Consider the following 22,655-nt stretch of genomic DNA (forward strand, 5'->3'; position numbering starts at 1 on the left):
GCCCCTCACCCACAGGAGTCAATCCCTTGTCCCACCCCGACATCGTCATCGTCGGCTCCGGCCTCTTCGGCCTCACGGTCGCCGAGCGCTGCGCCGAGGAGCTCGGGCTGCGCGTGCTCGTCCTCGAGCGCCGCCACCACCTCGGCGGCAACGCGTACTCCGAGCGCGACCCCGAGACCGGGGTGGAGGTGCACAAGTACGGCGCCCACCTCTTCCACACCTCCAACGAGCGGGTGTGGGAGTACGCCAACCGGTTCACCTCCTTCACCGACTACCGCCACAAGGTGTTCGGGAAGTACCAGGGGCAGGTCTACTCGCTGCCGCTCAACCTGGCGCTGATCAACCAGTTCTTCGGCAAGTCCCACACGCCCGACGAGGCGCGGGCCCTGATCGCCGAGCAGGCCTCCGAGTTCGACACGGCCGCCGCGACCAACCTCGAGGAGAAGGCGATCAGCCTGATCGGCCGCCCGCTCTACGAGGCGTTCATCAAGGGCTACACCGCCAAGCAGTGGCAGACCGACCCCACCGAGCTGAGCGCGGACATCATCACCCGCCTCCCGGTGCGCTACACGTTCCAGAACGGCTGGTTCAGCGACACCTACGAGGGCCTCCCGGTCGACGGCTACACCGCGTGGCTGACCCGGATGGCCGACCACCCGAACATCGAGGTGCGCCTCGAGACCGACTTCTTCGACGTCGCCGACGAGTTCAAGGGCACCGTCCCGATCGTCTACACCGGTCCCGTCGACGAGTACTTCGGCAACTCCGAGGGCCGCCTGTCGTGGCGGACCGTCGACCTCGAGGAGAGCGTCGTCGACACCGACGACTTCCAGGGCACGGGCGTGGTCAACTACAACGACCAGGAGGTGCCCTACACCCGGATCATCGAGTTCAAGCACTTCCACCCCGAGCGGGAGAAGACCCACCTGCCCGGCAAGAGCGTGATCGTCCACGAGTACAGCCGCTTCGCCGAGGAGGGCGACGAGCCGTACTACCCGGTCAACACCGCCGAGGACCGCGCCAAGCTGCTGAAGTACCGCGAGCTCGCCCAGGCCGAGCCGATGGTCCTGTTCGGTGGCCGGCTCGGCACCTACCAGTACCTCGACATGCACATGGCCATCGGGGCCGCCCTGTCGATGTTCGACAACAAGCTCAAGCCGCACTTCACCGAGGGCGCCGAGCTCAAGAGCGGAGGCATCGAGGCATGAGCACCACGACCCCGGCCGGCACGGGCACCGTGACCCGGCTGCTGCAGCGGCAGATCCTGCCGATCGACCGCGACACCGACGTGTTCCCGCTCTACGTCGACCTCGAGGAGGCCAGGCTCGACACCGACCGGCACGACGTCGGTGGTGACAAGGCGGCCAAGGACCTCAACAACGCGGCGATCCGCCAGTCGACCTCGACCGGCAAGAAGCTGCACCCCGACCAGATCCGCTCGCGCACCGCGCTGCGCCTCGAGCCGTCGCAGCTGCTGTCGTTCGGCTCCTACTTCAACGCCTTCCCGGCCTCCTACTGGCGCCGTCACACGATCGTCGACGAGGTCGAGCTGACCGTCCGGATCTCCGGTGCCGGCACGACCGTCACGGTCTACAAGTCCATGGCGCGCGGTCACTCCCAGCGCGTCGACTCCGCCACGGTCGAGGGCGACGCGGGCGAGTTCAGCTTCGCGCTGACGCTCAAGCCGTTCGTCGACGGCGGGTGGTACTGGTACGACGTCGTCGCCGGCGACCACGGCGCCACCGTGGAGGGGGCGGAGTGGACCGCGCAGGTCCCGGCCGACCGGCTCGAGCACGGCACCGTCGACGTCTGCATCACCACGATGCTCCCCGACATGAGCGCCCGGCTGCTCGGTCAGCTGGGTGACACCGAGGAGCTCCAGCCCTACCTCGACACCGTCTTCGTGATGGACCAGGGCAAGGACAAGGTCACCGCGAGCGAGTACTTCCCGGCCGCGAAGGCAGGCCTGGGCGACAAGCTCCGGGTGATCGTGCAGGGCAACCTCGGCGGCTCCGGCGGCTACGCCCGCGGCCAGCTCGAGAGCGTCCGCAAGGGCACCGCGACCTACGCGATGATGATGGACGACGACGTCGTCTGCGAGCCCGAGGGCATCATCCGCGCCGTCACCTTCGGTGACCTGGCCAAGCGCCCGACGATCGTCGGCGGCCACATGTTCAACCTCTACAGCCGCTCGCAGCTGCACTCCTTCGGCGAGATCGTCCAGCCGTGGCGGTTCTGGTGGCAGACCCGCCTCGACGGCTACTCGCAGTGGGACTTCGGCGCCCGCAACCTGCGCTCGTCGCGCTGGCTGCACAAGCGCGCCGACGTCGACTTCAACGGCTGGTTCATGTGCCTGATCCCGCGGGTCGTGCTCGAGGAGGTCGGGCTGTCGCTTCCGGTCTTCATCAAGTGGGACGACTCGGAGTTCGGGCTGCGCGCCAAGCAGGCGGGCTACCCCACGGTGTCGTTCCCCGGCGCCGCGGTCTGGCACATCCCGTGGACGGACAAGAACGACGGCCTCGACTGGCAGTCGTACTTCCACCACCGCAACCGGATCATCGCCGCCCTGCTGCACTCGCCCTACGAGCGCGGCGGCCGGATGGTGCGCGAGAGCCTCAACCACCAGGTCAAGCACCTCGCGTCGCTGCAGTACTCCACCGCCGAGCTGCGCCACCTCGCGATGGAGGACGTGCTGCGCGGCCCGCACGCGCTGCACGGCGAGCTCGCCACCAAGCTCGCGGACATCAACGCCTTCCGCAAGCAGTGGTCCGACGCCCAGCTCCACCCCGACCGCGACGACCTGCCGCCGGTGCGGCGCAAGAAGCCGCCCAAGAAGGGCAAGTCGGACATCGAGATCCCGGGCCGCAAGGCCACGCTCGTCGCCGCGGCCCTGGCGCCGCTGCGCCAGCTGCGACCGGTGCGCGAGATGGCCGAGGAGTACCCCGAGACCGAGCTCCCGGCGATGGACGCGTCCTGGTACAACCTCGTCAAGTACGACTCGGCGGTCGTGTCGATGAACGACGGGACGTCGGTGGCGCTCTACAAGCGCGACCCCGCCCACTACCGCGACCTGCTCAAGCGCACCATCGAGATCCACCGCCGCTTCCACCGCGAGTGGCCGCAGCTGGCCCAGCAGTACCGCGACGCCCTCGGCGAGATCACCTCGCCGGAGGCGTGGGAGAAGACCTTCGCCCCCTGGTCCGGGACCGACGACGGGGAGGGTGCGTGAGCCAGGTCGGCGCCACCTCGACCACGGTCGAGGTGCGCCACGACCTCGCCCACGTCCCGCTCGCGCCGCCCTCGCGGACCTCGGGCGTGCTCGAGGTGTTCCGCCGGCGCTACCTGCTGCGCCTCATGGTGCGTCGCGAGATCCAGGCGCGCTACGCCGGCACCGCCTTCGGGCTGCTGTGGTCCTACATCAACCCGTTCACCCGGTTCCTGACCTTCTACGTCGTCTTCGGCCTGCTCCTCGGGCGCGGCCTCGGCCTCCAGAACTTCGCGATCCACCTGTTCGCGGGCATGGTGCTGGTCAACTACTTCACCGAGTCGGTCACCTCCGGCACCCGCTCGCTGCTGGCCAACAAGGGCGTCATCGCCAAGATGGCGATGCCGCGCGAGATGTTCCCGGTCGCCTCGATGCTGGTGTCGCTGTGGCACGCGATCCCGCAGATGATCATCCTGGTGCTGGCCTGCCTCGCCACCGGGTGGTGGGGCGACGGACCGCTGTGGGTCCCCGACGCCGTGGGGATGGGCGCCGCGCTGCTCGGCTTCGTGCTGATCATGGTCTACGGCACGGCGTTCGGCCTGATGTTCAGCTGCATCAACGTGATCTTCCGCGACTTCCAGCGGATCGTGCAGACCTTCATCAACATGGTGCCGTTCACGACGCCGATGATGTACCCGTACTGGATCACCTACGACCGGTTCCCGTCGTTCTGGCACGAGGTCTACCTGGCCAACCCGGTCGCCGAGGCCGTCCAGCTGATCCAGCGCGGCTTCTGGTACCCCACGTGCGACGGCCCGTGCGCGGTGATGCCGCGGTCGGACGTCGACCCGACCCTGGTGCCGGCCCCCGAGTTCGCCGACCACCTCTACACCCGCGGCTTCGTCATGCTGGCCGTCGGGCTGGTGCTGCTCGTCGTCGGCCAGTGGGTCTTCGCCCGCCTCGAGAAGTCGATCCCGGAGCGCCTCTGATGACCACCTCCATCCTCGTCGACGACGTCAGCAAGACCTTCCGCTACCAGTACCACCGCACGCTCAAGCAGGTGCTGCGGCCCGGCAAGGGCGGCTCGACGGGCGGCGACGGCACCTTCAAGGCGGTCGACGGCGTCTCCTTCGAGGTCCAGCAGGGCGAGTCGATCGGCCTGATGGGCCTCAACGGCTCCGGCAAGTCCACGCTGCTCAAGCTCGTCAGCGGCGTGATGCGCCCCGACGAGGGCCAGGTCCTGACGCGGGGCCGGATCTCCGGCCTGATCGCGACCGGCGCCGGCTTCCACAACGAGCTGTCCGGCCGCGACAACATCTACATGAACGCCGCGATGCTGGGCATGAGCAAGGAGGAGACGGACGCGAAGTTCGACGACATCGCCGCCTTCGCCGACGTCGGCAAGTTCCTCGACACGCCCGTGGGCAATTACTCCTCGGGCATGTTCGCCCGGCTCGGCTTCTCGGTCGCCGTCCACGTCGACTGCGACATCTTCATCGCCGACGAGGTGCTCGCGGTGGGGGACCGGCCGTTCAAGCGCAAGTGCCTCAAGCGGATGAAGGAGATCCGCGAGTCGGGCATCACGATGTTCTACGTCTCCCACTCCGCGGGCTCGGTGCAGCGCATGTGCGACCGCGCCATCGTCCTGGAGAAGGGGCGGGTCGGCTTCGACGGCGACGTCGACGAGGCGATCAAGTTCCTGCACTACGACGGCGACGAGGAAGACGACGGCGACGAGGTCGACTCGCGCGACGACGCGCTCGCCAGCGACATCTAGGCGGCTCCTCGCCCGCCTCCACCCGAGCGGTGTCCCAGCCACCTTCCGCACGTCGGAAAGGTGGCTGGGACACCGCTCGCGGCGTGTCGGGGGCCTGTTGACCGGCGATCCGGCGAGAATGACATCCATGTAACGGCGTGTCGACTGGAAATTACACCGTTGTAGTTACTCGGAACCTCTTCCGTGACTGGTGTGACTGGTGTGAACTTCTGCCTTGTGTGACCTTCCCCCACACAGGAACAGGTTCTTCTCATGCGCCCTTCCCAGGCTCGTCTCGTCACGTTCTGCCAGCAGGTGCTGGCGCTCGGCGTCATGCTCGTCGTGCTCACCCCCGCCTCCGGCGTGGTCTCGCTGGACATCATCGGCGACCGCTCGGCCGGGTCGGACCGCGGCGCGGTCGGGCGCCCGATGCCGGCGGAGCTGACGTCGGCCACGGTCCCGCTGAAGGCGGTCACGCCGCACGTGACGGAGGTGCCGCTCACGACGTCCGGCGGCGGGTTCGCCGGCCTGCAGGGACGTACGGTCGCGGGCGGTGCCACGAGCGCGCGGGTCACCAGCAAGCCGCAGGCCGTCTCAGGCTTCGCGGCCATCGGCGTGACCTGGCAGCACGGCGAGGACCTCGACGACGACCAGATCACCCTCCGGGTCCGCACCCGCACCGGTGAGGAGTGGAGCGGCTGGGAGGCGCTGGAGTACCACGACGAGCACGGCCCCGACGCCGGGAGCGCCGAGGCGGCGAAGGCCCGTCCCGGCACCGAGCCGATGTTCGTCGGCGAGGTCGACGACGTGCAGGTGCAGGCGCGCACCGACGGGGCGACGCTTCCCGACGACCTCTCGCTCGCGCTCGTCGATCCGGGGTCTGCGAAGGGGAGCGAGACCGAGGCTCCCGCCGAGCGCCAGGACGACGCGTCCGGCACGGCGGGCTACGAGCAGGAGTACGACGAGCAGGGCTCGCTGGTGCAGTCGGAGGGCGACGACCAGATCGCCCTGCAGGCGGCGTCGAACAACGGTCGCACCAGCGCACGCATCGCCACCAGCGCGAAGCGCACGGCCGCGCAGCCCACGATCTTCTCCCGCGCCCAGTGGGGTGCCGACGAGTCCATCCGTGACAAGAGCTCGCTGCGCTACGGCACGATCAACGCCGGCTTCGTGCACCACACGGTCAACGCGAACGACTACACCGAGGACCAGGTCCCGGCGATCATCCGCAGCATCTACGCCTACCACGTGAAGTCCCGCGGGTGGAGCGACATCGGCTACAACTTCCTCGTCGACCGCTTCGGCCGGATCTGGGAGGGCCGCTTCGGCGGCATCGACAAGGCGGTCGTCGGCGCCCACACGCTGAACTACAACGACTACGCCTTCGCGATGTCCGCGATCGGGAACTACGACGTGCAGCAGCCCAGCGACGCGATGCTGCGGGCCTACGGCCAGCTCTTCGCCTGGAAGCTGTCGCTGGCCGGCGTCGACCCGGCCTCGATGTCGCAGAAGGTGGGCCGCTCGACCTTCGCGGCGATCAACGGCCACCGCGACGCCGGCTCCACGGCCTGCCCCGGCAAGTACCTGTACGCCCAGATCCCGCTCATCCGGACCTACGCCTCGCAGGCCGCGCCGGTCACGACCGGACCGACGCCGATCGCGGTGTCGGCGCCGAACCCGCAGAACAACCTCGACGCCTCGCCCTACCCGGACCTCGTCGTGCGGCGTGCCTCCGACGGTCGCGGCGTGGTGCTGCCGACTGGCGGCCTCACCTCCTTCCAGAAGCGCACGGTGGTGGGCAAGAAGGGCTGGGACAAGGTCTCCGACGTCCTCGTCTCGCCCGACCTCACCGGCGACGGCGCGCCCGACCTGGTGACGGTCGACAAGCGCGGCACCGTCCGGATCCGCCAGGGCAGCGGCAACGGCAAGTTCGCCAAGACCGTGCGCAAGATGAACCTGCGCGGCTACTCGCTGTTCGCCGCCGCCGGTGACCTCAACGGCGACGGGCGCAACGACCTGGTGGCACGCTTCAAGGGCCGGCTCGTGGTCCTCACCGCCACCGGCAAGGGCGGGTTCTCCCGCAAGGTCACCCGCAAGGGCTACAGCAGCTACCGGCAGATCATCGGCGCCGGCGACCTGAACGGCGACGGCCGCGCGGACCTGCTGCTGCGCTCGAAGAACCGGCTCTACCTCCAGACCGGCTACGGCACCGGGCTGTTCGCCCGTCCGCAGCGGGTCGCGGGGGCCTGGAGCAAGGTCAACCGGATCGTGACCGGCGACTTCAACCGCGACGGTCGCACCGACCTGGCGGCGCGCACCTCGGCGGGCCAGATGATGGTCTACCCCGGCCACGGCAACGGCAGCTTCGGGGCGCCTGTCGGGCCGGCCACCAACCTGCGCACGATGCGTGCCATCACCAGCGCGAACCTGGTGGGCGGCCCCGGCGCCGACCTCGTGGGCGTCGCCGGCAAGCAGCTCGTCGTCGTGGCCAACCGCGACACCTTCGAGCTGGGCGCGCCGATCGACACCGGTGTCTCCTTCGCGGGGATGGACCGGCTGCTCAACGCCGGCGACGTCAACCGCGACGGCTTCGGCGACGTGGTCACCCGCGACACCTCCGGTCAGCTGTGGCTCGCCACGGGCAACGGCACCGGTGCGCTCGCCCAGCCCACGCTGCTCGGCTCCGGCTTCGGGGCGGTCTCGGGCCTCACCGCCGTCGGCGACGTCACCGGCGACGGGCTGCCGGACCTGATCGGCACCACCGCGGGCAGGCTCGCCGTCTGGGCCGGCAACGGCCGGGGCTTCAACGACCCGGTGCCGGTCAAGGGCGGCGTCCCGTCCCGCGCGGGCCTGCCGAGCGACCTCTCCGGCTTCGACTGGGTGCTGGGCGTGCAGGCGATGACGCTCAAGGGCGGCGGCGACTACATCGTGCGCGACCGCGCCAGCGGGGTCGTCTACGTCTACGGCGGGCGCCGGGCGGGCGTCTCACGTCCGCGCGTGCTCGGTGAGGGACTGGGGGGCTACGACCTGGCCGGGTAGGTCAGGGGCGCGCGGTCAGGACCGTGCGGTCGCCCGTTCGGCGTCGTAGACGGCGTCGAGGCGACCGGGGTCGGGGTTGCGCACGAGGACCAGCGAGCCTCCTCGTCTGAGGGGCTCGGTGAAGGTGGCCGTTCCTGGTGGGGAAGCCGGGTCGGCCACCGAGAGGAGACGGCCGCCGTCGGTGAGAGAACTCCCGACGGCGGCCGTCAGCTCGTCGGCAGGGCTCGCGCCGAACACCTGGTCGTGGGTGAGGGAGTCGGTCGCCGGGTCCGTCCCGCCGGGCGGGTCCCAGGCGGTGAAGCCGTCGGGCTGCGACCAGATCTCCACACCGACGTCGAGGACGCCGGGTGGCAGCGGGTCGGCGAAGCGCACCCCCATCGGGCGCAGGCTGCAGGCGAGGACCGGCACCGACCCGGCGAGCGAGGCCCACCGGTCGAGGCCGTCGGGCCCGCAGACCACGGCGTCGGGGGAGTCGGAGGTCGTGACCTGCAGGCCGACGGTCCAGGCGGCCCCGAGGAACACGGGCGCCAGCCAGTGCGGCGGGAGGTCGACGCGCAGTGTCGCTCCGCGCTCGAGGTCGCACTCCTCGACGAGCAGCCCGGCAGCCTTGGCCACCCAGTTGGCGTAGGTGGTCACGGACAGCTCGACGCGCTCGTCGGTGGCGTGGTCGTAGAAGGTCACCAGGGGGCGACCGGGGTCACGACGCAGCTGGGCGGACAGGACCTCGGCGAAGGTGGTCACGGACGGTCCCGGCCGCGGGTCAGACGACCGTCGGCTCCGGCGAGTCCATGTAGGGGTAGTCCTCCATGAACTGCTCGAGCGCGCTGCCGCTCAGGTCCGAGCAGTACTGCCAGACGCCGACCTGCTTGGACGCGTCGGTCTCGCCGACGCCGCCGACCGACCAGTGCGTGAAGGCGACGTGCTGGCCCTTCGGGAACGGGTCGCCGTCCTCCGAGGTCCACGGCACGGCCTTGAACTTGTCGCGCAGGTTGGTCGTGCCCTCCAGCTTGGAGGCGATGCCGCGCAGCTCGTCCATGGCCGCCGAGTCGTCGGCGATGGTCTCGTCGTACCAGAGGATCGTGTAGCCGTGCTCCAGGTTGTGCACGAGCTCGCCCAGGTCGGGACGGTCCGAGGTGGAGTAGAGCTTGCGGTCCATGCTGTCCCACATGTTCCAGTGCTGCCCGAAGGCGGGCGGGGCGTCCGGGTAGGTCATCGGCGTGCCGACGTCGACGTGGTCCTGGTTGCCGTCGGCCTTCTTGGTGACGACCTCCTGGCAGGTCGAGGCCTTGGCGCCGATCTCGCCGAGCGAGGCGGAGGCGTAGGCCCGCAGGTCCCACCAGTCCTTGAGCGGCTTGAAGGCGGCCGCGCCGATGATGAGCACCGCGACGAGGACGCACACGCCCACGATCGCCAGGCCGCGCCGGTTCTCGGAGCGCGACTGCTGGGAGCGGATGGAGTCGATGACCGCCTGACGGTCGGTCTTCTTTGCCTGCTTGGCCACGGTGCTGGAGGTCTCTCGTGAAGGTGCGTGCGGTGGGACGTCGGCAGAGTCTACGTAGTGGCGGGTGACACGCGGCACACGACGCCGGTTCTGGGGTCCTCGGCCGCGTCCTCCCACGCCTCGACGCGCCACCCGTGGGCGAAGCAGACCGCGGCGACGGCGGTGCGGTCGGCGCCGGCGCGCAAGGCCAGGCCGGCCCGTCGGGCTCCCCGGCGACCGGGCCGGCCACGGCCTCGACCGCGGCCCGCAGCTCCTCGGGCGTGGCGGGCGAGCCGAAGGGTGCGCGGTCGCCGGCGTCGCCGACCAGCGCGCGGACGACCGCCTCGCGCGCGCCGTAGCCGAAGAAGTCCGCACCCTCGGCGCGGACGAGCCACCGGGCGCCGGGGCCGTCGTCGCCGGGCGGCAGCACCAGGTCGGCGCGCCCGCGGACGACCGCGAGCGGCCGGCCGGCGAGCTTGCCCTGCGCGAGCTCCGCCGCGCCGGCGACCTCGTCGGCGACCGCTGGCAGGGTGACGGCGAGCGGGTTGCCGTAGGCGTCGGTGCGGCCCGCGTGGTCCTCGGCGACCACCAGCCCGGCGGCGCCGACGGCCAGGTCGGTCTGGCCCTCGCGCCAGGCGCGGCCGGAGGTGTCGGTGACGACGACGGCGACGTTGACCCCGGCGCGGTCGCGCAGCCCCGCGCGCACGCCGCGCGCCGAGGCGTCGGGGTCGAGCGGCAGCAGCACGACCGCGCCGACCTCGACGTTGGAGGCGTCCACGCCTGCCGCCGCCATGGTCAGACCCAGCCGGTTGCGCACGATGCGGGTGGCCCCGCGACGGGCGACGACCCGGACGGTCTCCTCGTCGATCGCGGCCTCCCGGTCGCCGGCGCGGACGCGTCCCTCGGCCTTGCTGACCACCTTGCTGGTCAGGCACACCACGTCGCCGTCCGCGAGGTCGGCCCCGCCGGCGGTCGCGCCGAGCACCAGGGCGACGAGGTCGTCGCCCGCCACGACCTCGGGGAGGCCGGCGGGCGCCCACACCTCGAGCCGGCCCGGTCGCTGGCTCATCCGGGTCGGACCTCGTCGGCCAGGGTGACGGCCGCCGCCGCCATCGCGGCGGTCGCGTCGAGGTCGGTCATCATGAGCGGCACCGCCCGGGCGCGCAGGCCGGCGGCCTCGAGCGCCCCGACCTGGTCGGCGTCGCGCTCGTCAACCAGCCAGCCGTCGAGCACGCCGCCGGCGGACCGGGCGCCGAAGTGGGCGCCGACCGCTCCCGCGCTGACCTCCACGCCGATGCTGGCCAGCACCTGCGCGGCCATGCCGCGCACGTGGTCGCCGCCGACGATGGGGGAGAGGCCGACGACGGGGGCGGCGGTCGACCGGAGCGCCTCGCGCACGCCGGGGACGCCGAGGATCGTGCCGACCGAGACGACCGGGTTCGACGGCGGCACCACGACCAGGTCGGCCTCCGCGATCGCCTCCAGCACGCCGGGCGCGGGCGTCGCCTGGTCCTGCCCGACCACCAGCACGGCCTCGGCCGGGACCGCGGCGTGCAGCCGCACCCAGTACTCCTGGAAGTGCACGACCCGCCGCCCGCTCGGGCTGTCGGGGTCGGCGACGGCGATGTGGGTCTCCACGCGGTCGTCGCTCATCGGGAGCAGCCGGACGCCGGGCTGCCACCGCCGGCAGAGCGCCTCGGTGACCTGCGTGAGCGTGTAGCCCGCCTCGAGCATCTGGGTGCGGACGAGGTGGGTCGCGATGTCGCGGTCGCCCAGGCCGAACCAGGTCGGCTCGACGCCGTACGCCTCCAGCTCGGTCTTCGCGCTCCACGTCTCGTCGCGTCGCCCCCAGCCCCGCTCGTGGTCGATGCCGTCGCCGAGGGTGTACATGACCGTGTCGAGGTCGGGGCACACCTTGAGGCCGTGGATCCACCAGTCGTCGGCCGTGTTGGCCACGACCGTGACCTCCGTCTCGGCCGTGCCGCCCGGCACCAGCCCCTCACGCAGGCCGTGCAAGAGTCCCTGGAGGAAGCGGGCGCCGCCCACGCCTCCGGACAGCACCGTGATGCGCCGGACGGAGCCGGCTGACGGGGGGTTCGAGGTGGGCATCGTGCCGGATGATGACATAGGCGACAGCCTGCCCGAAGGGGAATGGCCATATCAGATCCGGGCTTGACTTGCGGTGTACGACAGGCATGTAATTCCCACAGTGTCGTTCAGCTTCCACCAGGGTCGAAAGGGCGAGAAGACATGAGAGCAGAGCTGTTTCTCCTCGAGCCCGAGGGCGAGGAAATCGGTTGGCAGGACCGCGCCCTGTGCGCGCAGACGGACCCCGAGGCGTTCTTCCCCGAGAAGGGCGGGTCCACCCGCGAGGCCAAGAAGGTCTGCCTGACCTGCGAGGTCCGCGACGACTGCCTCGAGTACGCGCTGATGAACGACGAGCGGTTCGGCATCTGGGGCGGTCTGTCGGAGCGTGAGCGCCGCAAGCTGAAGAAGCGCGCGGTCTGACCGGGCCCCTCCCACGCGCATTTCGGACGGCGCGGAGCGCCTCGCTAAGGTGCTCCGGTGTCCGTCGCAGCGCTCCTCGTCACCCATGACGGGGCGCGGTGGCTCCCAGCAGTCCTCGCCGGCCTGACCGGGCAGACCCTCCCGGTCGACCGGGTCGTGGCGGTCGACACCACCAGCCGCGACACCTCCGTCGAGCTGGTCCGCGACGGCCTCTCCGGGCTCGGTGACCGGCTCGTCGTCGACGTCGTCCCCGGCTCGACGAGCTTCCCGGCCGCCGTCCGCCACGCCCTCTCCCTCCTCCCCCCGACGGGTGGGCCGGAGGAGTGGATCTGGTTGCTGCACGACGACAGCAATCCCGACCCCGGCGCGCTCGCCGCGCTGCTCGCGGCCGCGGACGAGCACCCCGACGTCGCCGTCCTCGGCCCGAAGCTGCGCGAATGGCCCTCGCTGCGCCGGCTGCTCGAGGTCGGCCTCACGATCACCGGCACCGGGCACCGCGAGACCGGCCTGGAGCGCGGCGAGTACGACCAGGGCCAGCACGACGCCGTGCGCGAGGTGCTGGCGGTCAACACCGCCGGCATGCTGGTGCGGCGCGAGGTGCTGGAGTCGCTGGGTGGGCTCGACGAGGAGCTGCCGATCTTCGGCAACGACATCGACTTCGGCTGGCGCGCCGCGCAGGCCGGCCACCGCACCCTCGTGGTGCCCCAGGCCGTGGTGTTCCACGCCGAGGCGGCCCACCGCGGCGTGCGCCGCACCCCGCTGACCGGTCGTCACACGCACTACCAGGAGCGTCGCGCCGCGCTGTTCACCTCGCTGGCCAACACCTCCGCCCGGTCGCTGCCGTGGCAGTACGTCCGGCTCTTCTGCGGCTCGCTGCTGCGGGTGCTCGGGTTCCTCGCGGTCCGGTCGGTCGGCGAGGCGCTCGACGAGCTGGCCGCGGTGCTGTCCGTGCACGGGCGCCCGCGGCAGGTGCTGGCCGCCCGCCGGGACCGCGCGGCGCGTCGCGACGGCGAGCCGGCGGACGTACGCCACCTGCTCGCGCCGCCGTGGCTGCCCTACCGCCACGGCCTCGACCTGGTGACCGACCTGGCCGCCGCGGCCACCAGCCAGGCCGCCGACGTCGCCGAGCGTCGTCGCGAGGCCAGGGAGCCGGACGCGGTCCGGACGAGCGAGCAGCGACGCACGTCGGGCGAGGACGACGAGGAGGCCTACCTCACCGACTCCGGCCTGGTCGCACGCTTCTTCACCAACCCGGTCGCGGTCGTGCTCGTGCTCTTCGGCGTGCTCGCGCTGCTCGCCGGGCGCGAGGCGTTCGGCTCGATCACCGGCGGCGCGCTGTCGCCGGTGCCGGCCGCGGCGTCCGACTGGTGGGCGCTGCACGTCGCCTCGTGGCACCCGCTGGGCACCGGCACCGACGTGCCCGCGCCGGCGTACGTGCTGCCGTTCGCGATCGCCGGGACGATCCTGCTCGGCCACACCGGGGCCGTGGTGTCGGGGCTGATGCTGCTCGCGGTGCCGTTCGCCGCGTGGGGTGCGTGGCGGCTGCTCGCGGTCGTCGGCCGCCTGGTCGACCCGCTCGGGCTGCCCCGGTGGCTGGTGGTCTGGGGCGCGCTGACCTACGCGCTGGTGCCGGTCACCTCGGGTGCGTGGAGCGAGGGCCGCTTCGGGACCGTGGCGGTGGCGGCGCTGCTGCCGTGGGCGGCCCGGGCCGCGCTCGGCTTCGTCGACCCCGACCGCGACCGCCGGTGGCGAGCCGCGTGGCGCACCGCGCTGCTGCTCGCCCTCGGGGCGGCCTTCGTGCCGGGACTGTGGCTCTTCGCCCTGCTCGCGACCGCCGTGGTGCTGGGCTCGGCGGCCTTCATCGCCCCGCGCCTGCTGCGCGACCGCGACAGCTGGGGACCCCCGGTCGCCGCGGTCGCGGCCACTCCCGTGCTGCTGGCGCCGTGGCTGCTGCCGCTGCTCACCACCGGCTCCGGCGCCGGGCTGCTCCTCGAGGCCGGTCGCCTCACCGTCGACCGGGTGACCTTCGGGGGGCTGCTGACCGGTCGGCTCAACGACCTCGGCGCCCCGACCTGGCTCGGTGCCGTGCTGGTGGTGCTGGCGCTCGCCGCGCTGCTGCCGCGCCGCACCAGGGTCCCGGTCGTCATCTGCTGGCTGGTCGCCCTCGCCGCTGCGCTCGTGTCGGGGGTGGTCTCCCACGTCGCGCTCGACCTTCCGGCCGTGTCGACCCGACCCAGCCTGGGCCTGTTCGTGGTGATCCTGCAGGGCACGTCGGTCGTCGCCGTCGTGCTCGGCGCCGACGCCTACCTGCGCCGGCTCGACGAGCACCACCCCGTCTGGCAGCGGACCCTCGCGGGGGTGCTCGCGCTGGTCGCCGCCGCCGTCCCGCTCGGCGGGCTGGGCTGGTGGCTGACCACGCCCGAGAACGCGATGACCCGGGACGCGGCCCAGACCGTCCCGGCCTACATGGAGCAGAGCTCGCTGCTCGGCCAGGAGCACGGCGTGCTGGTGCTCGACGGCTCCGTCGACGACGGCATCACCTACCGGATCCGCCGCGACGACGGCACCACGCTGGGGGAGGACGAGATCCTCACGCTGGCCGACGAGGACACCGCGCTCACCGACGAGGTGCGCACGCTGGTGTCGGCCCCGACGCCCGGGGTCGTGGCCTCGCTCGGCGCGCGCGGCATCGAGTACGTCGTCCTCAGCTCGCCCGCGGACGGGCGGGTCTCGGCGCTCCTCGACGCGACCGCCGGCCTCGACCAGGCCAGCGCGGAGGACCGCTCCACCCGGGCCTGGCGCGTCGACCGCCCCCTCGACGCCTCGGCGGTGCAGGGGTCCGGCCCGTGGTGGCGTCCGGTCCTGCTCGTCCTGCAGGGCCTGGCGATCCTCGCCGCGCTGGTGCTGGCCGCACCGACCATCCGCCCGCGCAGGGGAGGGGTCGAGGATGACTGAGCCGACCGGACCCGCACCGAGGCGGCGTCGCGCCGAGGTCTCGACCCGCCGCCCCTCGCCGCTCACGTTGCTCGCGGTGGTGATCCCGCTGCTGACCGTCGCCGCCCTCGCCCTCGTCCGGCCGGCCGAGGTGCCCGCGACCACCCGTGCGCCGGCCTCGGCCCCGCTCGACCGCTCGACCGCGGTCTGCCCGGCCCGGCTGCCCGGTGCCGACGACGTACGACTGGGCAGCACGTCGCTCGGCTCGGGCGAGCTGGCGCTGCGCGTGGGCCGCGAGGACGACACCGAGGACCTCGTCGACGGCGTCGGCTCGCGCACCGAGCGCGGGTCGGTGGTCGTCGCGGGCTCGGGCGACCTCGCCCCGGGCCTGGTCGCCACCCGGTCCGGCGCCGGCTCGGCGGTCGGCTGCGACCACCCCGCCCCCGAGCGCTGGTTCACCGGCGTGGGTGCCTCCGCCCAGCACGCCTCCACGCTGACCCTGGTCAACCCCGACAAGGGGCCGGCGGTCGCCGACGTCACGGTCTGGGACGGCAGCGGGCTCGTCGACGTCCCCGCGCTGCGCGGCATCCGCGTGCCCGGCGCCCGGTCGGTCTCCTTCGACCTGTCGGAGGTCGCCCCGAGCCGTGACGCGCTCGCCGTGCGGGTGCAGGTCTCCCGCGGTCGGCTCGGCTCCGGCGTCGTGGACGTCGTCGACCCGCTGGGCCGGGACCGCCCGGTCCGCGAGTGGCTGCCCGCCCAGGACGCACCCGCCGCCACGTCCTACGTCGCCGGGGTCGGCACCGGCGCGGCCGACCGGACGCTGACCCTGGCCAACCCCGGCGACGACGAGGTGCGCGTCGAGCTGCGACTGGTCAGCGAGGAGAGCGAGTTCGCGCCGTCGGGCTTCGAGGAGGTCACCCTCGCGCCGGCGTCGGTCACCGAGGTCGACCTGGGCGGCGTGCTGCGCGGGCGCACGGCCGTCGGGGTCCAGGCACTCCGGCTCGACGCCACCGGCCCGGTCACCGCCGCCCTGCGGGTCCGCACCCCGCGCGACCTGGCCCTGTCGGTCGCCGGTCCCGTCGTGGGCACCGAGACGGGCGTCGCCCTGCCGGCGGGCTCGAAGCGGCTGCTGGTCGCCGGCGCCACGGCGCCGGGAGTGGTGGTCCTGCGGGCGTGGGACGAGGACGGCACGGCGGTGGTGCGCGAGCGCCGGGTCGAGGTCGACCCCGCGACCGCGGCTCGGCTGCGGCTGCCCGACGAGGCGGTGCTCGCGCAGGTCGAGCTCGAGCGGACGTCGGCGGTGGTGTCGCTGGAGTCCGACGACGGCGGGCTCTCGTTCCTTCCGCTGGCCCAGCTGGTCACCACCAGCGAGGTGCCGGACGTGCGGCCCGCCCAGCGCTGAGTGGCCCAGCGCTGAGTGGCCCAGCGCTGAGTCGCCCAGCGCCGAGGGTCCGCGCTAGTCGGCGTAGCGCTCGTCGATGTCCGCGGGGGTGAGGTTGAGCAGCTCGGCGAGCTGCTCGACGACCACGAGGTGCACCATCGCCCGGAGCTCGTCGTGCGTGGTGGCGCGGTGCTCGATCGGCCGCCGGAACACGACGAGTCGGGTCGGGTCGGTGCCCTTGCCGCGCACCAGGGACGACAGCGGGACGGTCTCGTCGCCCCAGTCGTCGGGCAGCATCGGCGCGTCCTCGACCGCGTACTCCACGAGGCCGAGGTGGCGCTGCCACTTCTCGTCGAGCGGGGCGACGACGTCGAGGACGAGCTGGTCGAAGCGCTGCCGCGCCGTGCGCAGCGCGGGGGTGCCGGGACGGGCGGGCAGGACGCCCGGGCCGCGCATCCCGCGCCCGCGCCGGTCGCGGGTGCCTCGGCGCGGTGCCCCTGCGGCGGTGCTCACGTCGTCCACGCCGCGAGCCTAAGCGCCGGGCGTGCGTGCGGCAGGTAGCGTCGGGCCCGTGAGCCTTGCCCGTCGTTGTTCGCGAACGGCGTGTGGCCGTCCCGCGGTCAACACGCTGACCTACGTCTACGCCGACCAGACCGCGGTCCTCGGTCCACTCGCGACCTACGCCGAGCCCCACGCCTACGACCTGTGCGACACCCACAGCGAACGGCTGTCCGCGCCGCGCGGCTGGGAGGTGCTGCGGCTGGCGTCGGACCAGAAGGCACCCGGCCCGAGCAGCGACGACCTGCTGGCCCTCGCCGACGCCGTCCGCGAGGCGGCGCGTCCCGCGCCCACCCAGGCGGCAGTGCCGCTGCACTCGACGGACGACCCCACGCGGGGCGCCAAGCGCGGCCATCTGCGGGTGCTCACCTCGACCGACTGAGGGCCGGGACTAGGATCCGGGACGTGAACATCGACCCGCAGCTGTTGAGCATCATCGTCTGCCCGGCCTGCCACGGAGAGCTGGTCGCAGCCTCCACCGACGGGGCCGACGAGCTGGTGTGCCAGGGGTGCGGCAATGCGTACCCGGTCCGAGACGACATCCCGGTGCTGCTGGTCGACGAGGCCCGCAAGCCCGCCTGACGACAGCGAGGAGCTCGCCGTGGCGACCTGGTTCGACGAGGCCCGGCTCGACGACGCCGTCGCGCTCGAGGCGGCCGACCTGCGGCTGCGCACGCTCGCCGAGAGCGGTGCGCGGGTGCGACGCGAGGCGCACGAGGCGGCGACGGCGACCGCGGAGCTGATCGCCCGCGGCCGCGACGACGCCCGCCCGCGTGCGGTGATCGCCGCCGGTCCGGACTCGCGCCTGCTGCGCGCGGTGCTGGAGCCGTGGTGCCCGGTGCCGTTCGTGGCCTGGCCCAACCCGGGCCTGCCCGGCTGGGCGGGGTCGCTGGACCTGGTGGTGATGCTCGCGCCCGACGGCAACGACCACGCCTCGGCCTCCACGGTCGCCGAGGCCGTGCGTCGCGGCGCGCAGGTCGTGGTGGCCTGCCCACCGAAGTCGCTGGTGGGGGAGCACGCGGCGGGCCGGCACGTCACGGTGCTGCCGACGGTCACCCGCGACCAGCTCGCCACCGCCGTGGTGGTGCTGGACTACCTCGCCCACGTCCACCTCGGACCGCGTGCCGACGCCGAGTCGGTGGCGCTCTCGCTCGACGAGGTCGCGACCAGCTGCTCCCCGCACCGCGACCTCGCGGTCAACCCCGCGAAGATGCTGGCGATCGCGGTGGCCGACACCAACCCGCTCGTGTGGGGCGGGTCCGTGCTCGCCGCCCGTGCCGCGCGCCGGCTCGCCGAGTCGCTGCGCCGGACGTCGGGTCGCTCGGCCATCGCGGGCGACGCCGAGCACCTGCTGCCGGTCATCGAGGCCACCCGCCCGCAGGACCTGTTCGCCGACCCGTTCTCCGACGAGGGTGCCGAGCTCCGACCGCTGCTGCTGGTCCTCGACGACGGTGCCGACGACCCGATGGTGCGCGAGCAGGCCGGCACGCTGCGGGCCGCCGCCGCACGCCACGGCGTACGGGTGGAGACGTTGGAGACCGACGCGGACGCGGAGGTGGCGCGCTACGCGTCGCTGCTGCTGACCGGGACCTACGCGGCGGAGTACCTGCGGATCGGGCTGGTCGAGGACTAGGCCCGCCGGCGCGCCTCCTCGGCGATCACCGACCGGCGAGCCGCATGCCGAGGACCAGCGCGTCGCCCCCGTGGACATGGGCCGTCCGCTCGAGCTCCATGCCGAGACGGCGGGCCACGCCCTGGCTCGCGACGTTGTCGGGACGGATCAGGGCGACCAGGTGGTCGACCCCGCGCGCCGCCGCCCAGTCGCGCACGGCGAGGGCTGCCTCGGTGGCGTAGCCCTGGCCGCGCGCCGGCACGACGAGGTGGTAGCCGACCTCGACGTGGGGCGTGCCCTCGACGTCCTGGACCGTGAGGCCGCAGTCGCCCACGAAGCGGCCGTCGTGGGTCTCCAGCACCCAGAGCCCGAAGCCGTGCTCGGCGTAGTTGCGTGCCTGCCACTCGATCCACCGGGTGGCGTCGGTGGGGGTGCTGGGGAGCCGGTCGCCGCGGAACGGGTCGAAGTCGACGAGCATCGTGGTGACGTCGTCGAGGTCGTCGGCGGTCATCCTGCGGAACCGGAGCCGCTCGGTGGGACCGGGGAGCCGGGTGCCGGGCGGGGGCTCCTGGTCGACCTCGGCCCAGACCTCGACGAGCTCGACGAGCAGGCCGTCACGCACGGTGGCGAAGCTCGCCACGGCGAAGTGCTCGTCGTCCCCGTCGGCGTCGGTCCCGACGACCAGCGCCCGCACCACGCCACGCTCGCCGCTGACGACGAGGTCCTCGAGGTGCATCCGCTGGAAGCCGGGGTAGTCGGCGTTGAAGGCCACCCAGTCGTCGCGGTCGAACGCCTCGCCGGTGTGGACCAGGCGACAGGTGAAGTCGGGGTGGAGCAGGTCGGGCAGCGCGCTCCACTCGTGGGCGTCGATGACCTCGACCAGCCGGGTCAGCACGGTGGTGGTGTCCATGGCCCCACTGTGGCGTGGAGGTCCGACAACCGCGATCAGTCCCGGAGCGGCGCGCCCGAGCTGACGTGGACGTGCAGGTGCTTGGAGTCCTGGTAGGTGCCGAGGTTGGTGAGGACCGCGGCCGCGCGGTGGTCGCGCTCGACCGCCGCTGCCACGCTCTGCACGACCGCCAGGACGGCGCGCACGTCCGCCTCGTCGCGGGCCGTCACGGAGGTCAGCGACGCGATGTGCCGCCGGGGGACCACGACCACGTGCACCGGCCAGAACGGTCGGGTGTGGTGGTAGGCGAGCACCAGCTCGTCCTCGTGCACCACGTCGAGCGGGACGACGCGAGGGATCGCGACGTCGCAGTAGAAGTCGTCGCCGGCGTAGGTCTCCACCGGCCCATCCTCCGTCACGGGCCCGCTCACGTCTCCAGGCAGAGTTCGTTGCCCTCGGGGTCCTGCAGCACGACGAGGTCCTCGTGCTCCGTGAGCACGGTCGCTCCGAGGCCCACCAGCCGGTCACGCTCCTCGGCGAGTGGTCCGATCGCGCGCAGGTCGAGGTGCTGGCGGTTCTTCGCGGTCTTGGGCTCCGGCACCCGCTGGAACCACAGGCTCGGTCCGCCCCACCCGGCCGGCTCCACCCAGGCGCGCTCGGGCGTGCTGTCCTCGTCGACGTCCGAGCCCAGAGCGGCGGCCCAGAAGGCGGCGACGCGCAGCGGGTCGGCGCAGTCGAAGGTCAGGGACTTCACGAAGGAGGTCATGGCGCGACGCTAGTGCGCGGCACCCGGGTCGCGTGGTGGGTACGGTGCGCGGGTGAGGTACTACGTCCACGGCGCGGGTCGCTCGGGCCGCGAGGCGTGGCCGCACCAGGCGGCGACGGGCGGGGTGTTCGCCGACCACTCCTCGGCGGACCGGATGGTCGACCGGGCGAGGCTGGTGGCCGAGCAGTGCCCCGACGACGTGGCGCTCGTGGTGTCACACTCGCTCGGCGCCGTGGCCGTCGCGCTGGCGCAGGCTGCCGGCACCCTGCCTGCCGCGCCCCACGTGCTCGTGGAGCCCGCGCTCTACGACGTGGCGCGGGGGGAGGGCGCGGTCGAGTCCCACGTGGGACCGATGGACGCCGCCCGGGCCCGTGCCGCCGGCGGTGACCTCTACGGCTTCTGGAAGACCTTCGCGCCGATGATGCTGCGGCGCGCGGCGACCCGCGACGCGTGGCCCGAGGACCAGTCGGCCGCCGAGCGCTTCGCGGCGATGGAACCGCCCTGGGGCCACGACGTCGACGCGTCGGTGTTCGCGGGCGTGCCCACCCTGGTCGTCACCGGCGGGTGGAACGACGAGTACGAGGCGATCGCCGGACGCCTCCAGGGGGCCGGCGCCCGGCACGTGGTGCTGCCCGGCGCTCGGCACCGGCCACACGACCTGCCGGAGTTCGAGGGCGTCGTGGGGGAGTTCCTCGAGACAGGCCGCTGACCCCGTCACCGGCTGGGTGGCGGGGTGTGGGGCGGGGTCATGGTCGTCGTCGGCTGGTCGAGGAGGGACGGAGTCTCGTCACGGGACCTGGTGGGTCGGTCGTCGGCGTCGTCGCTGGTGGTGCGGGTGGGTCGAGGGCGGTGCTGCCGTGGTGGTCGCGGAGGTAGTGGTGGCCGTGGGGGCTGGTCCAGGTGAAGACGCCGGGGCTGGTCTGCTGGTAGCGCCAGAGGGTGTGGGTCTTGAGGCGGTGGTGGGACCGGCACAGGGCGGCGAGGTTGGAGGTGGCCGTCGGTCCGGGTTGGGGTCGTCCCTCGGTGGCGGCACGGTGGTCGTAGGGGGTGATGTGGTCGATGTCGCAGCCGCGGGCGGGGCGGGTGCACCAGGGGAACACGCAGGTGCGGTCGCGGAGGATGACGTGGTCGCGGAGGCGGTCGGGGATCGGGTAGCCGGGGCTGGTGAGCTCGGCGTTGAGGTCGATGACGGGGCGGAGGGTGACCTTGGTGCGGGAGGTGGTGCACCAGGTCCTGACCTGGTCGAGCAGGACGAGCCGTTGACCCTTCTCGAGTCGTCCGGTGGGGCCGAACACGGTCTCGACGACGTGACCGGTGTCGTTGGTGTCGTCGGTGAGGAGGGTGGCGTCGAGGTGGACGTGGAGCACGACCTCGCGGGCGGCGGGGAGGTGGTCGCCCGCCGGCTGGCTCGGCTCGGTCGGCTCAGAAGCGTCGGACGGCTCGGGCTGGGTCGGCTGGCTCTGGGTCGGCTGGCTCTGGGTCGGCTGGCTCTGGGTCGGCTGGCTCTGGGTCGGCTGGCTCTGGGTCGGCTGGCTCTGGGTGTGGAGGTCGAGGGCGGTCTGGGTGCGGGCGAGGTCGCCGAGGGCGGCGGCTCGTCGGGCGTCGAGGGGTGCGGTGGAGCCGAGGGACTTGATGAGGGCTGCGCCGTGGGCGATGGCGTGGTCGAGGTCGATGGCGTCGGCGAGGTCGAGGAGGGCGTCGAGGCGCATCAGGCCGTCGTAGTGGACGTGGCGGGTGTCGATGGTGACGTGGCGGGCGTCGGTGCCGAGGTACGCGTCGGCGGCGAAGTCGTCGTGGTCCTCGCCGGCGTCGGTGTCGGGTTGGTGGGCGGGGGCGAGGTCGTAGCGGCGGATGGCCTCGGCGAGGAGGCGGTCGAGCTGCGCGGCGCCGACCTTGCCGGCGACGGCGGCGATCTGCGTGTCGATCCACCTGGCGGCGTCGGGGGTGAGGGCCGGGGTGGTGTGGATGGTGGTCTCGGCGACGAGCCGGGCGCGCCAGGCGGGGACGTGCCCGGTGTGGACGAGGTCCCACAGGCGGGGGAGGCGGTGGCGCAGCTCGAGGGCCTGGCCGATGAGCTTCTTGGCGGCGAGGGTCGTGATGCCGAGGACCGTGCCGAGCTCGGGGATGCAGAACTCGGCGACGAGGGGGCACCCGGGTCCGGAGATGGGCTCTTCGTGCTCGGAGGAGGAGGTGGTGAAGGTCGCGGCGTGGTGGATCGACGCGGGCGGGTGGAGGTCGGCCCACCGGGCGGCGAGGGCGAGCTGGTCGGCGGCGGCGCGGTCCTCGTCGGCCTTGCGCTGGCGGGCGAGGGCGAGCAGCGTGGAGGCGTCCAGGTCGTCGTCTGCGACCTGTCCCTCGGGTGCTGCCAGCGCCTCGCTCATGTGTTCGATTCTAGCGGCGGGCACCGACACTCGGCCATGGTCGAGAGACCGTCTGTGGACAGTCCGGGGACCTGGGCGGCCGGGTCTCGTGACGGTCGCTGCGCGACCTCCTCGACCAGCGGCTTCATCACGGTCGCGCACGGTGT

At 72.9% G+C, this 22,655-nt stretch carries 21 protein-coding genes and 1 pseudogene; 13 read left to right on the forward strand and 9 right to left on the reverse strand.

Going from position 1 to position 22,655, the window contains the following annotated elements:
• Nucleotides 1-26: 26 nt before the first annotated feature.
• The 5 genes from glf to LN652_RS18810 all read left to right on the forward strand — a co-directional run bounded on the left by glf (nt 27) and on the right by LN652_RS18810 (nt 8,000).
• On the forward strand, nt 27-1,208 hold the full coding sequence (glf, locus tag LN652_RS18790; protein ID WP_230442109.1) for a UDP-galactopyranose mutase: 1,182 nt from the start codon (nt 27-29) through the stop codon (nt 1,206-1,208).
• Nucleotides 1,205-3,229, forward strand: a complete 2,025-nt coding sequence (locus LN652_RS18795; protein ID WP_230442110.1) for a glycosyltransferase — start codon at nt 1,205-1,207, stop codon at nt 3,227-3,229. The genes glf and LN652_RS18795 overlap by 4 nt, the downstream gene beginning before the upstream one ends.
• A complete protein-coding gene (locus LN652_RS18800; RefSeq protein WP_230442111.1) occupies nt 3,226-4,194 on the forward strand; it encodes an ABC transporter permease in 969 nt (322 codons plus the stop codon). The genes LN652_RS18795 and LN652_RS18800 overlap by 4 nt, the downstream gene beginning before the upstream one ends.
• Entirely contained in the window at nt 4,194-4,982 is a 789-nt protein-coding gene (locus tag LN652_RS18805) for an ABC transporter ATP-binding protein (RefSeq protein WP_230442112.1), read from the forward strand. Before LN652_RS18800 ends, LN652_RS18805 begins: the two co-directional genes overlap by 1 nt.
• A gap of 252 nt (nt 4,983-5,234) precedes the next feature.
• Nucleotides 5,235-8,000: an FG-GAP-like repeat-containing protein gene (locus tag LN652_RS18810; protein WP_230442113.1), complete on the forward strand. Its 2,766-nt coding sequence runs from the start codon at nt 5,235-5,237 to the stop codon at nt 7,998-8,000.
• 15 nt (nt 8,001-8,015) lie between these two features.
• On the opposite strand, the gene LN652_RS18815 is transcribed toward LN652_RS18810, so the two are convergent.
• Both LN652_RS18815 and LN652_RS18820 read right to left on the reverse strand, forming a co-directional pair.
• Nucleotides 8,016-8,741: a TIGR03089 family protein gene (locus tag LN652_RS18815; RefSeq protein ID WP_230442114.1), complete on the reverse strand. Its 726-nt coding sequence runs from the start codon at nt 8,739-8,741 to the stop codon at nt 8,016-8,018.
• Between the two features lie 19 nt (nt 8,742-8,760).
• Nucleotides 8,761-9,501, reverse strand: coding sequence for a DUF3105 domain-containing protein (locus LN652_RS18820; RefSeq protein WP_230442115.1), 741 nt, complete (start codon nt 9,499-9,501; stop codon nt 8,761-8,763).
• Nucleotides 9,502-9,635: 134 nt separating this feature from the next.
• On the opposite strand from LN652_RS18820, the gene LN652_RS18825 reads away from it, so the two are divergent.
• On the forward strand, nt 9,636-9,839 hold the full coding sequence (locus tag LN652_RS18825) for a hypothetical protein (RefSeq protein WP_230442116.1): 204 nt from the start codon (nt 9,636-9,638) through the stop codon (nt 9,837-9,839).
• Nucleotides 9,840-9,901: 62 nt separating this feature from the next.
• Here LN652_RS18825 and cofE read toward each other — a convergent pair.
• Nucleotides 9,902-10,549: pseudogene (cofE, locus tag LN652_RS18830) on the reverse strand (coenzyme F420-0:L-glutamate ligase); the annotation flags it as partial.
• Entirely contained in the window at nt 10,546-11,589 is a 1,044-nt protein-coding gene (cofD, locus tag LN652_RS18835; protein ID WP_230442117.1) for a 2-phospho-L-lactate transferase, read from the reverse strand. The pseudogene cofE and the gene cofD, both read right to left, overlap by 4 nt.
• Nucleotides 11,590-11,730: 141 nt before the next feature.
• Between cofD and LN652_RS18840 the strand changes: the two genes are divergently transcribed.
• Genes LN652_RS18840 through LN652_RS18850 form a run of 3 tightly spaced genes read left to right on the forward strand, consistent with a single transcriptional unit; the run spans nt 11,731 to nt 16,324 of the window.
• On the forward strand, nt 11,731-11,988 hold the full coding sequence (locus LN652_RS18840; RefSeq protein WP_211733041.1) for a WhiB family transcriptional regulator: 258 nt from the start codon (nt 11,731-11,733) through the stop codon (nt 11,986-11,988).
• A 57-nt stretch (nt 11,989-12,045) separates the two neighbouring features.
• A complete protein-coding gene (locus LN652_RS18845) occupies nt 12,046-14,943 on the forward strand; it encodes a glycosyltransferase family 2 protein (protein WP_230442118.1) in 2,898 nt (965 codons plus the stop codon).
• Complete coding sequence (locus LN652_RS18850; protein ID WP_230442119.1) at nt 14,936-16,324, forward strand: DUF5719 family protein; 1,389 nt, start codon at nt 14,936-14,938, stop codon at nt 16,322-16,324. Before LN652_RS18845 ends, LN652_RS18850 begins: the two co-directional genes overlap by 8 nt.
• A gap of 54 nt (nt 16,325-16,378) precedes the next feature.
• Here the strand turns inward: LN652_RS18850 and LN652_RS18855 are convergent, their stop codons facing one another.
• Entirely contained in the window at nt 16,379-16,825 is a 447-nt protein-coding gene (locus tag LN652_RS18855; RefSeq protein WP_230442120.1) for a metallopeptidase family protein, read from the reverse strand.
• Between the two features lie 49 nt (nt 16,826-16,874).
• Between LN652_RS18855 and LN652_RS18860 the strand changes: the two genes are divergently transcribed.
• The 3 genes from LN652_RS18860 to LN652_RS18870 are packed head-to-tail and all read left to right on the forward strand — an operon-like array spanning nt 16,875 to nt 18,494.
• A complete protein-coding gene (locus LN652_RS18860) occupies nt 16,875-17,243 on the forward strand; it encodes a DUF3499 domain-containing protein (protein WP_230442121.1) in 369 nt (122 codons plus the stop codon).
• 23 nt (nt 17,244-17,266) lie between these two features.
• The gene (locus LN652_RS18865; RefSeq protein ID WP_268932199.1) at nt 17,267-17,443 is read left to right on the forward strand and encodes a Trm112 family protein; all 177 of its coding nucleotides are present in this window, start codon (nt 17,267-17,269) and stop codon (nt 17,441-17,443) included.
• A gap of 19 nt (nt 17,444-17,462) precedes the next feature.
• Nucleotides 17,463-18,494: an SIS domain-containing protein gene (locus LN652_RS18870; RefSeq protein WP_230442122.1), complete on the forward strand. Its 1,032-nt coding sequence runs from the start codon at nt 17,463-17,465 to the stop codon at nt 18,492-18,494.
• 25 nt (nt 18,495-18,519) lie between these two features.
• On the opposite strand, the gene LN652_RS18875 is transcribed toward LN652_RS18870, so the two are convergent.
• Genes LN652_RS18875 through LN652_RS18885 form a run of 3 tightly spaced genes read right to left on the reverse strand, consistent with a single transcriptional unit; the run spans nt 18,520 to nt 20,128 of the window.
• Nucleotides 18,520-19,383 (reverse strand): GNAT family N-acetyltransferase, encoded by an 864-nt coding sequence (locus tag LN652_RS18875; RefSeq protein WP_230442123.1) that lies wholly within the window; start codon nt 19,381-19,383, stop codon nt 18,520-18,522.
• Nucleotides 19,384-19,418: 35 nt separating this feature from the next.
• Nucleotides 19,419-19,763: an HIT domain-containing protein gene (locus LN652_RS18880; RefSeq protein ID WP_230442124.1), complete on the reverse strand. Its 345-nt coding sequence runs from the start codon at nt 19,761-19,763 to the stop codon at nt 19,419-19,421.
• A 26-nt stretch (nt 19,764-19,789) separates the two neighbouring features.
• Nucleotides 19,790-20,128 carry a VOC family protein gene (locus tag LN652_RS18885; RefSeq protein ID WP_230442125.1) on the reverse strand — a complete coding sequence of 113 codons (339 nt, stop codon included), beginning with the start codon at nt 20,126-20,128 and terminating at the stop codon, nt 19,790-19,792.
• A 52-nt stretch (nt 20,129-20,180) separates the two neighbouring features.
• Here LN652_RS18885 and LN652_RS18890 point away from each other — a divergent pair, with 52 nt between their 5' ends.
• A complete protein-coding gene (locus LN652_RS18890; RefSeq protein WP_230442126.1) occupies nt 20,181-20,837 on the forward strand; it encodes a hypothetical protein in 657 nt (218 codons plus the stop codon).
• A 37-nt stretch (nt 20,838-20,874) separates the two neighbouring features.
• Here the strand turns inward: LN652_RS18890 and LN652_RS18895 are convergent, their stop codons facing one another.
• Complete coding sequence (locus LN652_RS18895) at nt 20,875-22,509, reverse strand: HNH endonuclease signature motif containing protein (RefSeq protein ID WP_230442127.1); 1,635 nt, start codon at nt 22,507-22,509, stop codon at nt 20,875-20,877.
• Nucleotides 22,510-22,655: the final 146 nt, after the last annotated feature.

Origin of the sequence: Nocardioides okcheonensis, assembly GCF_020991065.1 — a bacterium.
Classification (GTDB): Bacteria; Actinomycetota; Actinomycetes; order Propionibacteriales; family Nocardioidaceae; genus Nocardioides; species Nocardioides okcheonensis.